The 13,861-nt window shown below is 68.6% G+C and carries 15 protein-coding genes; 7 read left to right on the top strand and 8 right to left on the bottom strand.

Features of this window, described 5'->3' with window-relative positions; genetic code table 11:
• Positions 1 to 69: 69 nt before the first annotated feature.
• From FV226_RS09420 to mutY, 3 genes are all read right to left on the bottom strand, one after another.
• Positions 70 to 831, bottom strand: coding sequence for an ABC transporter permease (locus FV226_RS09420; protein WP_147727174.1), 762 nt, complete (start codon positions 829 to 831; stop codon positions 70 to 72).
• Between the two features lie 115 nt (positions 832 to 946).
• Positions 947 to 1,873, bottom strand: coding sequence for an ABC transporter ATP-binding protein (locus FV226_RS09415; RefSeq protein ID WP_147762701.1), 927 nt, complete (start codon positions 1,871 to 1,873; stop codon positions 947 to 949).
• A 161-nt stretch (positions 1,874 to 2,034) separates the two neighbouring features.
• Positions 2,035 to 3,330, bottom strand: a complete 1,296-nt coding sequence (mutY, locus tag FV226_RS09410; protein ID WP_147762700.1) for an A/G-specific adenine glycosylase — start codon at positions 3,328 to 3,330, stop codon at positions 2,035 to 2,037.
• Between the two features lie 102 nt (positions 3,331 to 3,432).
• On the opposite strand from mutY, the gene FV226_RS09405 reads away from it, so the two are divergent.
• The 7 genes from FV226_RS09405 (at position 3,433) to FV226_RS09375 (ending at position 7,563) form a co-directional block, all read left to right on the top strand.
• A complete protein-coding gene (locus FV226_RS09405) occupies positions 3,433 to 3,915 on the top strand; it encodes a DciA family protein (protein ID WP_147750598.1) in 483 nt (160 codons plus the stop codon).
• Between the two features lie 79 nt (positions 3,916 to 3,994).
• A complete protein-coding gene (locus FV226_RS09400) occupies positions 3,995 to 4,639 on the top strand; it encodes a DsbA family protein (RefSeq protein ID WP_147750599.1) in 645 nt (214 codons plus the stop codon).
• A gap of 191 nt (positions 4,640 to 4,830) precedes the next feature.
• Complete coding sequence (locus FV226_RS09395; RefSeq protein ID WP_147762699.1) at positions 4,831 to 5,211, top strand: AtpZ/AtpI family protein; 381 nt, start codon at positions 4,831 to 4,833, stop codon at positions 5,209 to 5,211.
• 80 nt (positions 5,212 to 5,291) lie between these two features.
• Entirely contained in the window at positions 5,292 to 6,077 is a 786-nt protein-coding gene (locus FV226_RS09390; protein ID WP_147750601.1) for a F0F1 ATP synthase subunit A, read from the top strand.
• A gap of 59 nt (positions 6,078 to 6,136) precedes the next feature.
• Positions 6,137 to 6,364: a F0F1 ATP synthase subunit C gene (locus FV226_RS09385; protein WP_007566773.1), complete on the top strand. Its 228-nt coding sequence runs from the start codon at positions 6,137 to 6,139 to the stop codon at positions 6,362 to 6,364.
• A gap of 163 nt (positions 6,365 to 6,527) precedes the next feature.
• Entirely contained in the window at positions 6,528 to 7,058 is a 531-nt protein-coding gene (locus FV226_RS09380) for a F0F1 ATP synthase subunit B' (RefSeq protein WP_238270850.1), read from the top strand.
• A 19-nt stretch (positions 7,059 to 7,077) separates the two neighbouring features.
• The gene (locus FV226_RS09375) at positions 7,078 to 7,563 is read left to right on the top strand and encodes an ATP F0F1 synthase subunit B (protein ID WP_187273579.1); all 486 of its coding nucleotides are present in this window, start codon (positions 7,078 to 7,080) and stop codon (positions 7,561 to 7,563) included.
• Between the two features lie 205 nt (positions 7,564 to 7,768).
• Here FV226_RS09375 and FV226_RS09370 read toward each other — a convergent pair whose 3' ends face one another.
• From FV226_RS09370 to ggt, 5 genes are all read right to left on the bottom strand, one after another.
• Positions 7,769 to 8,962, bottom strand: a complete 1,194-nt coding sequence (locus FV226_RS09370; protein WP_147762697.1) for a site-specific DNA-methyltransferase — start codon at positions 8,960 to 8,962, stop codon at positions 7,769 to 7,771.
• Positions 8,963 to 9,281: 319 nt separating this feature from the next.
• Positions 9,282 to 10,004 carry a DUF4142 domain-containing protein gene (locus FV226_RS09365; protein WP_147750605.1) on the bottom strand — a complete coding sequence of 241 codons (723 nt, stop codon included), beginning with the start codon at positions 10,002 to 10,004 and terminating at the stop codon, positions 9,282 to 9,284.
• 357 nt (positions 10,005 to 10,361) lie between these two features.
• Entirely contained in the window at positions 10,362 to 11,423 is a 1,062-nt protein-coding gene (ruvB, locus tag FV226_RS09360; RefSeq protein WP_147750606.1) for a Holliday junction branch migration DNA helicase RuvB, read from the bottom strand.
• 85 nt (positions 11,424 to 11,508) lie between these two features.
• The gene (locus FV226_RS09355; protein WP_147762696.1) at positions 11,509 to 11,823 is read right to left on the bottom strand and encodes a hypothetical protein; all 315 of its coding nucleotides are present in this window, start codon (positions 11,821 to 11,823) and stop codon (positions 11,509 to 11,511) included.
• Positions 11,824 to 11,936: 113 nt separating this feature from the next.
• A complete protein-coding gene (gene ggt / locus FV226_RS09350; RefSeq protein WP_210246506.1) occupies positions 11,937 to 13,634 on the bottom strand; it encodes a gamma-glutamyltransferase in 1,698 nt (565 codons plus the stop codon).
• Between the last annotated feature and the right edge of the window lie 227 nt (positions 13,635 to 13,861).

Here is a 13,861-nt window from a genome sequence, read left to right as displayed (position 1 = left end):
CCGGATACGAAGCAATCAAGACATAAAGATGTCTTTATGCGTTTTCGAACGACTTCAGGAAGCTCGCGCTCAGCTCTTCAGGCGGTAACCGGTGCGGAAGATCCAGGCGACGAGGCCGAGGCAGACCGCCAGGAACAGGCCGGTCATCGCGAGGCTGATGCCGATGGCGACGTCGGCCGTGCCGAAGAAGGCCCAGCGGAATCCACTGATTAGGTAGACCACCGGGTTTGCGAGGCTGACGGTCCGCCAGAACGGCGGCAGCATCTCGATCGCGTAGAAGCTGCCGCCGAGGAAGGTCAGCGGCGTCACGACGAGGAGCGGCACCAGCTGCAGCTTCTCGAAGCCGTCGGCCCAGAGGCCGATGACGAAGCCGAACAGGCTGAAGGTCACCGCCGTCAGCACCAGGAAGGCCATCATCCAGACCGGGTGCTCGATGTGAAGCGGCACGAACAGGGCGGCGGTGGCGAGGATGATCAGCCCGATCAGGATCGATTTCGAGGCCGCGGCGCCGACATAACCGAGCACCACCTCCACCGGTGAGATCGGCGCCGACAGGATCTCGTAGATCGTGCCCGCGAAGCGCGGGAAGTAGATGCCGAACGAGGCGTTGGCGATGCTCTGGGTCAGCAGCGCGAGCATCACGAGGCCCGGCACGATGAAAAGGCCGTAGGGCACGCCGTCGACGGTGCTCATGCGCGACCCGATCGCCGCACCGAACACCACGAAGTAGAGCGAGGTCGAGATCACCGGTGCGAGGATGCTCTGCATCGCCGTGCGCCAGAAGCGGCTCATCTCGAACCGATAGATCGCGCGGATGGCAGGCCAGTTCATCGGTTTGCCTCTCGATACTGACGCCCAGAGAGGCGAGCGCCACACGGGCGGCGACGCGCATTCGCGCTTGCCGGCAGCCGGGGGATGGTGGGTTGGGATCTCGCGGCCGCCGGGATCATGCGCGTTCCCTGACGAGGTCGACGAAGATATCTTCCAGAGATGACTGGCTGGTGCGCAGGTCGCTGAACCGGATGCCGGCCGCGCCGAGGTCGGTGAGCAGGCCGGTGATGCCGGTGCGCTCGGCCTTGGCGTCGTAGGTGTAGACGAGCTCCTGCCCGCCTTGGCTCAATTCAAGGCCGCGGTCGGCAAGGTCGGCCGGCAACGCGGCCAGCGGCGCCTGCAACTGAAGCGTGAGCTGCTTGCGCCCGAGTTTGCGGATCAGCTCGGCCTTCTCCTCGACCAGGATGATCTCGCCCTTGCGGATCACGCCGATCCGGTCGGCCATCTCTTCGGCTTCTTCGATGTAGTGCGTGGTTAGGATCACGGTCACGCCCTGCTCGCGCAGGCGCCGCACCATGCGCCACATGTCCTGGCGGAGTTCCACGTCGACGCCCGCCGAGGGCTCGTCGAGGAACAGCACCGTCGGCTCGTGCGAGAGCGCCTTGGCGATGAGAACCCGGCGTTTCATGCCGCCCGACAGGGTCATCAGCCGCGCGTCGCGCTTCTCCCAGAGCGAGAGGTCGCGCAGCACGCGCTCGATGTGGCCTGGGTCCTTCTTCAGCCCGAACAGTCCGCGGGTGAAGCTCACCGTGTTCCACACGCTCTCGAAGGCGTCGGTGGTGAGTTCTTGAGGCACCAGCCCGATCGCCTTGCGCGCGCCGCGATAGCCGGAGCCGATGTCGTGCCCGTCCACCGTCACGGTGCCGGTGCTCGGCGTGACGATGCCGCAGACGATGTTGATGAGCGTCGACTTGCCGGCCCCGTTCGGCCCGAGCAGGGCGAAGATCTCGCCGCGGGCGATCGCGAGGTTCACGGTCTTCAGGGCCGAGAGGCCCGAGGCATAGGTCTTCGACAGGTTCTCGATGGAGATGATCGGCGACATCGTGGCCCGTTCAGGAAGTTCCGGCCCGGCGAAGGCGGAAAGGGAGTGCCCTACAGCATTTCCGTAGCGTCCTGCAGGGCGACGAATTAGACGCCCATCGCGCGCGGTGTTGAATGGCACCTGCCACTTTCACGTGCACCTCGGCAGCCATCGCGCCCGGCTCACCGCTTGCGCGGCGCCCGCCTCGCCGGCTTGCGGACCGGCGGCACCACCTCCGCGTCCGCCTCGAACATCTCGTCGGTCTCCGCCGGCGCCGGTGCGACCACACGCGGGGCCGGCTTCGGCACCGGGCGGAAGCGCGGCGGGTCGGCCACCGTCTCCGGCGCTTCCCACACCGCCAACATCGGCATCGGCGGCGGGTCGCGCTTCGGGCGGCCGCGCGGCTTCAGTTCGGGCTCTGGCTTCGGGTCGAAGGCGTGGGCCAGCACCTTCTTCATCACGCCGGGCAGCGGCTCCTCGTCGAGGTCGCGGCGCGGGGTGAAGCGCATCCCGGCCGGCGCCTGCGTCGACAGCGCGACGCGGGCCAGGAACACGGTCAGCTCCAGCGGGAAGTGGGTGAAGCCGTGCCGCACCAGGCCGGGCAGGCGCTTCCAGCGCGCGTCGAGCGGCGCGTCGAGGAGCGCGCCGGCAGGGTCGTAGTCGGGCGCCCACGGGCTCATCGGCGGCTCGGCCATGCTGCCGAGCAGGCCTTCCGGCGGGCGGGTGCGGAGCAGGACCGCCTCGTCACCCGAGCGGACCACGACGAAGGCCGCGCCGCGCCGCAGGGTGCCTTTCACCGCCTTCACCTTACGCGGGAAGGTCTCCGGGTTGCCGGCCGCGCGAGCGCGGCAGGGCGCCATCCACGGGCACAGCGCACAGGCCGGACGCTTGGGCGTGCAGATGGTGGCGCCGAGATCCATCACGGCCTGCGCGAAGTCGCCGGGCCGCTCGGTCGGCACCAAAGCTTGCGTCACGCGCCGGATTTCGGGACGCGCGCCGGGCAAGGGCGCCTCGATCGAAAACAGCCGCGTCATCACGCGCTCGACGTTGCCGTCCACCGCCGCCTCGGGCCGGTCGAAGGCGATCGCCGCCACCGCGCCCGCCGTGTAGGCGCCGACGCCGGGGAGCTTGCGCAACCCATCGAGGGTGTCGGGGAATCGCCCAGCCGCAGCGACCGCCTTGGCGCAGGCGTGGAGGTTGCGCGCCCGGGAATAGTAGCCGAGCCCGGCCCAGGCCGACATCACCGCCTCCTCCGGGGCCGCGGCCAGGGCTTCGATGTCGGGGAAACGGGCGAGGAAGGTCGCGAAGTAGGGCTTCACCGCCGCGATCGTGGTCTGCTGCAGCATCACCTCGGAGAGCCAGACCCGGTAGGGATCGGGCCGCTCGCCGGGCAGCGCGCGCCAAGGCAGGACGCGGCGGTGCCGGTCGTACCAGACCAGCAGGTCGGCGGCCTTCGGGGAGGGTTCGGACGCAGGCATCGCCGGCAGGCATAGCGGCATGGCGCGTGCGCCGAAAGCGCTCCCTTTGCCGCCGGCCTTGCGCTATCCTCGCCGTCGCAACCGGCGGGATCTTCCACAAGCATGGCGCGCGTCAAACCGCTGGCCGAACTGATCGAGGGCTGCATCGGCCCGGCCTTCGCGGCGCAGGGCTTCGCCTCGACCGACATCCTCGCGGCATGGCCGGACATCGTCGGCGAGCGCCTGGCGAAGTTCTGTAGGCCCTCGAAGCTCGAATGGCCCAAGCGCAAGCGCCGGACCGAGGACGCGCCCGATTCGGGCACGCTGGTGGTGCGGGTCGAGGGCGTGTTCGCGATCGAGCTGCAGCATCTGGCGCCGGTGGTGATCCAGCGGATCAACGCCCATTACGGCTGGGCCTGCGTCGGCCGCATCGTGCTGCAGCAGGACCGGGTCGGGCGCGTCGCCCGGCGCGCACCGGAACCGACGGTGGATCCGGGCCGGCGCGGCGAGATCGCGCAGGCGGTCTCCGCCATCGAGCACGACGGCCTACGCGATGCCCTCGACCGCCTCGGGCTCGCCGTCGTGGCGACCTCGCCCCGGCGCTAGGCGCCTTGCCAGGGTGCGCCGGCGCGGTTACCGCATCCCGAGAAGTCGACAGGACGGAACGCGGAAGGCAGGCACGGCCATGATCACCCGGCGCGACGCTTTGAAAGCCACGGGCCTCGCCATCGGCGCCGCCCTCATCCTGCCGAAGCTGTCGGCGGCCGCGTTCGCCGAGAGCGTGCCGGTCGACGGGCTGATGCAGCCGGGTCCGCTGGGCGACGTCTGGCTCGGGCCGAAGGACGCGAAGGTGACGATCATCGAGTACGCATCGATGACCTGCTCGCACTGCGCCGCCTTCCACAAGGCAACCTACCCGACCCTCAAGGAGCGCTACATCGACACCGGCAAGGTACGGTTCACGCTACGGGAATTCCCCCTCGATCCCCTCGCCACCGCCGCCTTCATGCTGGCGCGCTGCGACGGCGACGCGAAGTACTACCCGATCACCGACCTGCTCTTCGACCAGCAGCCGGCCTGGGCCTTCACGCCGAAGCCCGTCGACGCCCTGGAGCAGATGCTGAAGCAGGCCGGGATCTCGAAGGACAAGTTCGAGACCTGCCTCAAGGACCAGAAGCTTTACGCCGCCGTGAACGGCGTGAAGCAACGCGGGCTCGAGACCTTCAAGGTCGATTCGACGCCAACCTTCTTCATCAACGGCGAGCGTTACACCGGCGAGATGACGGTCGATGGAATCGAGAAGATCATCAAGCCGATCCTCGGCGCGTGAGGGGGTTCCGGCCGGCCTGCGCGCGACGGCTTGCGCGCGTGCGGGCTTGGGCCGGAATTCCTCAATGCCGAGAATGATTTAAGCTCGGCTTTTCGAGCCTTGACACCCTGGGGCGCCGAAACTAAGGTGCGCCGCGCTTCAAGGAGGCAATCCGCCCGGTTTCGTTCCTCTCGCCAATGTGAGTTTTCGCTGTGAGCGGCAACGACGCAAGGGAGGAGGGTGAGTCCGGACGGCCCGTGCCGCCCGACAGCGAACTCTCGGCGAGGCTCCGACGTCTCGAGACGCAGATCGAACGGAAGCGGCCCCCGGCCCCTCCCGCTCATCCGTCGCGTTCAGGGTCGTCCGGAAATCCCTCCGCCCTCGGGCAGGCCATGACGATCTCCACTGAGTTCGTCGCCGGCGTGATCGCGGGCGGGGTACTCGGCTGGATCTTCGATCGGATGCTCGGGACGAAGCCCTGGGGACTGATCGTCTTCCTGATGCTGGGGTTCGTCGCCGGCGTCTTCAACGTGATGCGGGCGTCCGGTTTCGCCGGGGCCCGTTCCGGACGGGACACCCCACGGGATCCGTGAGGGCGACCGGTGTCTTGTGACCAACGACCGGGTTCGGCCATGCGGGCCGCCGGCAGCGAAACGTGAGGGCGGAAGACGGCATGGCGGCCAGCATCGACCCGGGGCACTCCGTCGCCTTGCGACCGGATCCGATCCATCAGTTCGAGCTCAAGTCGATTCTGCCCTTCGGGCATCTCGGCCATCAGGAACTCGCGTTCACCCAGTCGGCGCTGTACATGTTCGCCGCCGTCGGCGTCATCGCGCTCCTGACGATCGTCGCGACCTCCAGCCGCTCGGTGGTGCCGGGCAGGATGCAGTCGCTGGCTGAGATCTTCTACGAGTTCATCGCCGACACCCTGCACCAGGCCACCGGCGACGGCGGCAAGCGCTTCATGCCGCTGGTGTTCTCGCTGTTCATGTTCGTGCTGATCCTCAACCTGTTCGGCATGATCCCCTACGCCTTCGCGGTGACGAGCCACCTCGTCGTCACCTTCGGCCTCGCGGCCCTGGTGATATCGGTCGTGGTGATCTACGGCGTGATGAAGCACGGCGCCCACTTCTTCGGCCTGTTCGTGCCGCAGGGCGTTCCGAAGCCGCTGCTGGCGCTTCTGGTGCCGATCGAGGTGATCTCGTTCATCTCGCGGCCGATCAGCTTGTCGGTGCGTCTGTTCGCCAACGTGCTCGCCGGGCACATCGCGATGAAGATCTTCGCATTCTTCGTCGTCGGGCTGCTTTCCGCAGGCGCATGGAGCGTGCTATCGCCCCTCCCGCTGTTCCTGACGATCGCGCTGACGGCCCTCGAATTCCTCGTTGCGGCGCTTCAGGCCTACGTCTTCGCGACGCTGACGGCGATCTACCTCAACGACGCGCTTCACCCCGGCCACTAACGGCCGGCTCCACCCGCGGCAAACGACGCACTCGTTTCTAGACACTTCAGGAGTTTTCTATGGATCCCGTCGCTGCGAAGTACATCGGCGCCGGCCTCGCTTGCCTCGGCATGGCCGGCGCGGGCATCGGCCTCGGAAATCTGTTCGGCCAGTTCCTGGCGGGCGCCCTTCGCAACCCCTCGGCCGCCGACGGCCAGCGCGCTACGCTGCTCCTCGGCTTCGCGCTGACGGAAGCGCTCGGCATCTTCTCGCTGCTGATCGCCCTGCTCCTGCTGTTCGCCGTCTGATCGACGTCGACATCGCCGCCGCGCCGTTCCAGGCCGCGGCGGCCGATCACCGGTGAGCGCTCCGCCCGTCGCGCGAGCGCTCGATTTCTTCCAAGGTCATACGGACGGGGCCATGGCGCAGCCGAATTCCCTCACCACACCGCCTCCCGGTTCCGACGTCCACATGGTGCCGGCCGGCGCCCCGGAGCCGGTGCATTCCGCTGCGTTCCCGCCCTTCGAGACCCACACCTTCCTGGCGCAGCTGATCTGGCTCGCCCTCGCCTTCGGCCTGCTCTACTGGCTGATGGCCAACATCGCCCTCCCGCGCATCCAGGGCATCCTGCACGACCGCTCCGCGCGACTCGCCGCCGACCTCGACCAGGCGCAGGCGATGAAGGCCGAGGCCGACGCCGCCGGCGAGGCCTACGCCAAGTCGCTGCGCGACGCGCAGGGCAAGGCCCGCGAGATCGCCCAGGGCACCCGCAACGACCTTGCCGCCGCCGCCGAGACCAAGCGAAAGGCGCTCGAGGCCGAGCTCAACCAGAAGATCGCAGCCTCCGAGGCGACGATCCAGAGCCGGACCCAGGAAGCCATGGGTAACGTGCGCTCCATCGCCAGCGAGACCGCCTCGGCGATCGTCGAGCGGCTGACGGGCCAGGCGCCGGACCAGGCCAGCCTCGACCGCGCCCTCGATTCCACCGCGACCGCGCACTGAGACGGAAGAACCCATCATGTTGATGACAGCGGAATTCTGGGTTGCCGTCGCGTTCGTCATTTTCATGGCGATCGTCTGGAAGGTCGGCGGCTTCGGGATCATGACCAAGGGCCTCGACGGCCGCGCCACCCGCGTCCGCCACGAGCTCGACGAGGCCAAGCGCCTGCGCGAGGAGGCGGCCGCCGTGCTCGCCGACTACAAGCGTCGCCGCACGGAAGCGGAGCGCGAGGCCGAGGCGATCATCTCGAGCGCCCGCGAGGAAGCCGAGCGCGCCGCAGCCGAAGGCCGCCAGCGCCTCGACGACTTCATCGCCCGCCGCACCAAGTCGGCCGAGACCAAGATCGCCCAGGCCGAGGCGAAGGCCCAGGCCGAAGTCCGCGCCGCCGCGGCCGACGCCGCGGTGAAGGTCTCCGAGACGATCCTGCGCGAGCGCATGCAGGGCGACGCCGCCCAGGCGCTGGTGCGTTCCAGCCTCGGCGAGATCCGGACCCGCATGCGGGCGTAAGCGCCGCATCACCGTGACGAACGGATCAAGCCGCCTTCGGGCGGCTTTTTCGTGTGCTTTCCAATGTGCGGAAGTCGTTCGAGCAGGCTTGTGCGTCGTTCGCCGCCAGCGCAGTCGGACGCCCCCGCCGTTCGAGGAAGGGGCGTGCGACTGCGGGCTTAACTGACAAGACGACGATGAGTGGTGGGCGCCAGGCGCGGGTGGTTCAGCCTGCCGCGCCCATCACCGCGCGCAGCTTCGCGCGGTAGGTGTCGATGACCACGAGCTTACCGGCGCGCTCGGCGTGCCAGAACGTCCAGCCGTTGCAGGCGGGCAGGCCCTGGACCAGGGCCCCGACCTTGTGGATCGAGCCGATGGCGACGCCGACGTCGAGCTGGCCGTCCGGACGCACGGTCGCCTTGAAGCGGCGGCGCTCGTCGGTAAGCACGTCGCCGGCCTTGAGGTGCCCGGCCTCGACCACGGAGAGGAACGGCACCCGCGGCTCGGCGCGCTTGGTCGGCGCGACGAGGAGCGCAGCCCGCGACAGCGGCACGACCGCGTCGATGCGCCGACGCGCGGCCTCCGCGTAGACCTCTTCGCGCTCGCAGCCGATGAAGCGGCGGCCTAGCAGCTTGGCCACGGCGCCGGTGGTGCCGGTGCCGAAGAACGGGTCGAGCACCACGTCGCCGGGGTTAGTCGCCGAGAGCAGCGTGCGCGCCAGCAGCGCCTCGGGCTTCTGGGTCGGGTGGACCTTGTTGCCGTCGGCACCCTTGAGGCGCTCGTCCCCGGTGCAGAGCGGAATGAACCAGTCCGAGCGCATCTGGAGGTCTTCGTTCCCCCCTTTGAGCGCGTCGTAGTGGAAGGTGTAGCCTTTCGATTCGGCGGAGCGGGAGGCCCAGATCAGGGTCTCGTGCGCGTTGGTGAAGCGCTTGCCGCGGAAGTTCGGCATCGGGTTGGCCTTGCGCCAGACGATGTCGTTGAGGATCCAGAAACCAAGATCCTGCAGCGCGCTGCCGACGCGGAAGATGTTGTGGTACGAGCCGATGACCCACAGGGTGGCGTTCGGCTTCATCACCCGGCGGCAGGCGGTGAGCCAATCGCGGGTGAAGCTGTCGTAGCTGGCGAAGCTTGCAAACTTGTCCCAGTCGTCGTCGACGGCGTCGACCCGGCTCTGGTCCGGCCGCATCAGCGAGGCGTCGCCGAGCTGCAGGTTGTAGGGCGGGTCCGCGAAGACGCAATCGACAGAGGATGCCGGCAGGCGGTTCATCGCCTCGATGCAGTCGCCGACGAGGATCTCGTCGAGGGGAAGGCGCTGGACGGCGGGTACGAGACCCAACCGTGGTGCCGACGAAGCGCGCCCGGTACGCGAGACAAGTTTCCGGGCGGCGGCGTCGGCAACCACGGTACGCGGGGAAGCCATGGCAAACACCGGTTACGCGACTGACAGGCAGACTATGCCCCCGTTAAGGTAAAGGTCGGGTTTCCAATTTGCGGAACTTCATGTCCCGGTTTGGGGCTGGCTCTGCTTGCAAGCTCTCCGATCTGGTCGCCGTGCGTTGCGTTCACACGGATTTAACCTTTGCCGCCGGCGCGGTTTGCCTGGTCGACTCCGAACGCAATCCGCCCCGGCCGGAGCCGACACGGAGTGCGCAACGAAGTGATCGCAGCGTTGCAACTTCAGACATGGAAAAGGCCGCCCCTCCCGGGGCGGCCCTTTCATTCGGCAATCTAAAAAGAAATCACCCGCCGATGCGGTTGGCGAGGGTGGCCGAGTGGCCGTGCTCGTCGGCGATGTAGGGCAGCGCCTCATTGGCGAACTGGCGGCCTGCGGCGTTGTCGCCGTTGCGCGAGTAGGTCTCGTAGAGTGCCAGGGTGCGGGCGTCCGAGCGGGCCTGCTGGTCGATGTAGGTGCGGTCGAAGTCACGGCCGTTGCGGGCCGACTTCAGGCGCTCGATCCGGTTCTGGCCGTTCGGGCCGATCGCGACGCGGCGACCGGGCTCGGTCGGGCTGTTGTCGATGATGCCGACGCCGCCGAGCACGCCGCCGACGATGCTGGTGCCGAGGTTGGCGGCGATGGTCACCGGGGCGAGCACGAGGCCGACCGGGTTGTCGATGCGGGTGTCGAAGCCCTGGCGATCGGAGACGACGGTGCCGCCGCTGCTCAGCGACGTGCCCTCGGGCAGCAGCGCCTTGGTGGTGGCCTCACGCTCGGTGATCACGCGGTTGGCGTAGTTGCGGACCCGAGGGTTGCGCGAACGCTCCAGGGCGATGCGGCTCGACTCGATGCTGACGGCGTCCGAGCGAAGCGCCTCGGCGCGGAACTCGGGGGTGTCGGTGCCGGCGGCGCCGACGCCGCGCTCGAACGGCGAGACGCGGATCGGAAGGGCGTCCTGCGCGAAGGCGGGGGCGGTCAGCGCGGCGAGCGAGAGGCCGAGCACGGCGAGGGTGGCGGTACGCTTCATAGGATGACGATCCTTTTTGTGGTTCGCCGGCACGTCGAGGCGCCAGGGCGATTGCCGGCACAACAACCTGCGTGTCCGCCTGTTCCGCACCTGCGAAGCTTAAAGCCAAGCTTGCGACGCATATCAGCCTACAGAGTTCGCCGTTCGCGAGCTTGTGAGAGGAGTGGCGGAACCCTGATTAATCGTTCTAACAGGATGACTTATGCGAGAACCGGGGGCTTCGCCTGCTTGCCCTACCTACCTGATTCAATGCATTCAATGCATAGCTGCGAGTGGTAGACGACATGCGAGCCCTCTGCTGGATGGTCTCAGTTCCCGGCAAACCGCACGGCGGTCGCGCAAGCGCGGAGGAAAACCCTACGCCTCGGGCTCGGCGTCGGTGAAGAGGCCGACCTGGGTGATCGGATCACGCTTCGGCACGGGAAACCCCATGTGCTCGAAGGCGCGCCGGGTCAGCACCCGTCCGCGTGGCGTGCGCTGCACGAAGCCCTGCTGGAGCAGGTAGGGTTCGATGATGTCCTCGATCGCATCGCGGGGCTCGGAAAGCGCGGCGGCGATGGTCTCGATCCCCACGGGGTTGCCGCCGAACGAGACCGCCAGCAGGGTCAGGTACTTGCGGTCCATCACGTCGAGGCCGACCGGGTCGACGTCGAGCAGCTTCAGCGCCCTGTCTGCGATCGCGCGCGTCACGGTCGGCGCCTCGGCGACCACGGCGAAGTCGCGCACCCGGCGCAGCAGGCGGCCGGCGATGCGCGGCGTGCCGCGGGCGCGTCGCGCGATCTCGTTGGCGCCGTCGTCCGACATGCCGAGCCCGAGCACGCGCGCACCGCGGGAGACGATGAGCTGAAGCTCGTCGATGTCGTAGAACTCGAGCCGGATCGGGATGCCGAAGCGGTCGCGCAGCGGCGTCGTCAGCAGGCCGGCGCGGGTGGTGGCGCCCACCAGCGTGAACTTCGGCAGCTCGATCTTCACGGAGCGGGCGGCCGGCCCCTCGCCGATGATCAGGTCGAGCTGGTAATCCTCCATCGCGGGATAGAGGATCTCCTCCACAGCCGGGTTGAGACGGTGGATCTCGTCGATGAAGAGCACGTCGCGCTCTTCGAGGTTGGTGAGCTGGGCCGCGAGGTCTCCGGCCTTGGCGATCACCGGCCCCGACGTCGAGCGGAAGTTCACCCCGAGCTCGCGCGCGACGATCTGCGCCAGCGTGGTCTTGCCCAGGCCCGGCGGCCCGACGAACAGGACGTGGTCGAGCGCCTGGCCGGTCATCTTCGCGGCCTGGATGAAGACCTCCATGTTGGCGCGCGCCGCCCGCTGGCCGATGAACTCGGACAGGCTCAGCGGACGGATGGTCTGATCGACGTCGTCAGCCCGCTTCTCCGGGTCGAGGATCGCGCTGGTCAGGGGTTTCGGCTTACTCATGGAGCCTCGGCTGGGGATGCGATCCTCCTAACCCGCGGCCGGCGCGATGTCTAAGCGCGGCGGCCGCTCGCCAGGTCGTCCCCTCTTATCGCTTCCGACGGCGCCACCACGCGACGAGGTCGGCCCAGGTCGCCTCGATCCAGCGGGCGGACTTTTCGAGCGGCACCTTCAGCCCGGGCACGTCCTGCGCCAGCAGCGCGAGGCCGAGCGGAAGCATCCACAAGCCGAGCACCGGCAGGATCGAGAAGATCCCGCCGAGGATGAACAGCAGCGCGGCCCCGACCCGCAGCCACACCCGCGACGGCTCGCGCAGCCAGTCGACCATGCGCCGCAAGGGATCGGGCAGTTTCTCGGAGAGACGCGAGACGCGCGCGTCCCAATCGTCCGGTGTCGGTTCCATCACCCAGGAACGCACAAGGCGCGAAAACGACGACTCGTTTTTTGGTCAGCGCGGGCGGGACGGCGGGATTCCTCGCTGCTCGCCCATCGAAGCCTGCAAAAACGGACGCCCAATCAGTAGCCCAACGCCAACCCCGTGTTCCGCCGCGGGTCGTTCGCCCCGTAGAACCGGTTCGCGCCGACGGCCTTGCCGCCCAGCACCGGCGCGCCGATCAGGATCGTAGCGAGGTGGTTGGCCGGCTGCGAGCCGGCGAAGTGGTGGCCCATGCCCTCCAGGATCTTGCGGGTGTCCGGCGAGAGCGCGAACCGCTCCACGTTGGTCACGTCGGGCATCCACTGGTTGTGGATGCGGGGCGCGTCGGCGGCCTCCTGCACGTTCATGCCGTAATCGACGACGTTGAGGATGCTTTGCAGCACGACCGTCGGGATGCGGCTGCCGCCCGGCGTCCCGGTGACGAGGACCGGCTTGCCGTCCTTCGAGACGATGGTCGGGCTCATCGAGCTGAGCGGCGTCTTGCCAGGCGCGATGGCGTTGGCCTTGCCCTGCACCAGGCCGTAGATGTTGGGCACCCCGACCTTGGCGGTGAAGTCGTCCATCTCGTCGTTGAGCAGCACGCCGGTGCCCGGCACGGTGATGCGTGCGCCGAACCAGTCGTTGAGGGTGTAGGTCACCGACACGGCGTTTCCGGCGCCGTCGACGATCGAATAATGCGTCGTGTTGCTGCCCTCGTGCGGGGCGACGCCCGGCCTTAGCGCGCTCGACACCCCGGCCTTGGCCGGGTCGATCGCGGCGCGGATGGTGGCGGCGTAGGCCTTGTCGGTGAGGCGCCGCGTCGGGTTGTCGACGAAGTCTGGGTCGCCGAGGTAGCTGTTGCGGTCGACGTAGGCGTGGCGCATCGCCTCGATCTCGTAGTGGATCGCCTGCGCCGAGCCCCAGCCGAGTTCCCCGAGGGGATAGCCTTCGAGGATGTTCAGCATCTCGCAGATGACGACGCCGCCCGAGCTCGGCGGCGGCGCCGAGATCACGCGATAGCCGCGATAGTCGCATTCCACCGGCGCCATCTCGCGGGTGCGGTAGCGGTCGAGGTCGGCCTGGACGATGAGCCCCTTGCCGGCCTGGCTCGAGGCGACGATCGCGTCGCCGACGCGGCCCGCGTAGAAGCCCGCCGGACCTTGCTCGGCGATGGCGCGCAGCGTACCCGCGAGGTCCGGCTGCACCAGCTTTCCGCCCGCCTGGAACGACGCGCCCGCATCGAGGAAGATCGCGGCGGAGGTCGGGTCCTTGCGCAGGTCGGGGCTCGCGATCGCGAACATGTCGGCATCGCCCTGCTTGAGCACGAAGCCGCCCTCGGCGTAGGCGATGGCCGGGGCGATCAGGTCGGCCCGCGACATCGTCCCGTACTTCTCGCGCGCCGTCTCCAGGCCCGAGACGGTGCCGGGCACCGCGACGGCGAGCGGACCGCTGACGCTCAAGCCCTTGATGACGTTGCCGTCCTTGTCGAGGTACATGTCGCGGGTCGCGGCCAGCGGCGCCTTCTCGCGGAAGTCGAGGAAGGTCCGGCGCCCGTCGGCGAGCTGAACGGTCATGAAGCCGCCGCCGCCGAGGTTGCCAGCGGCCGGGTAGACCACCGCCAGCGCGTAGCCGACGGCGACCGCCGCATCAATGGCGTTGCCGCCGCGCTTCAGCACGTCGACGCCGACCTGCGTCGCGAGGTACTGGGCGGTGACGACCATGGCGTGCTCGGCGACCGCCGGTGCGACGGAGGCGGCGCTGGCGGGCTCGGCCGCCGTCGCGAACGTCAGCAGCGCCATCGCGGCCACCGCGCGACGCCCCCGGGGCGATGTCCGATCGGTGGTGGCCTTCGTTCCGTCCGTTTGATCCAAGCGCATCGTCGCTCCGAGCCGTCATGGTGAAGGTGGCATGGACGGCGAAGGCCGGCTCCCCGTCAACCGGGGCTGTACAAGATCGGGCCACGGATCGCGTCCGCCGTCTCGCAAGCCGCGTTCCGCGACTTCGATCCGCGCTGGGCTTGGAGAAA

This window comes from Methylobacterium sp. WL12, assembly GCF_008039475.1.
GTDB classification, from domain to species: Bacteria; Pseudomonadota; Alphaproteobacteria; order Rhizobiales; family Beijerinckiaceae; genus Methylobacterium; species Methylobacterium cerastii.
This window is presented reverse-complemented; position numbering and strand designations above follow the sequence as displayed.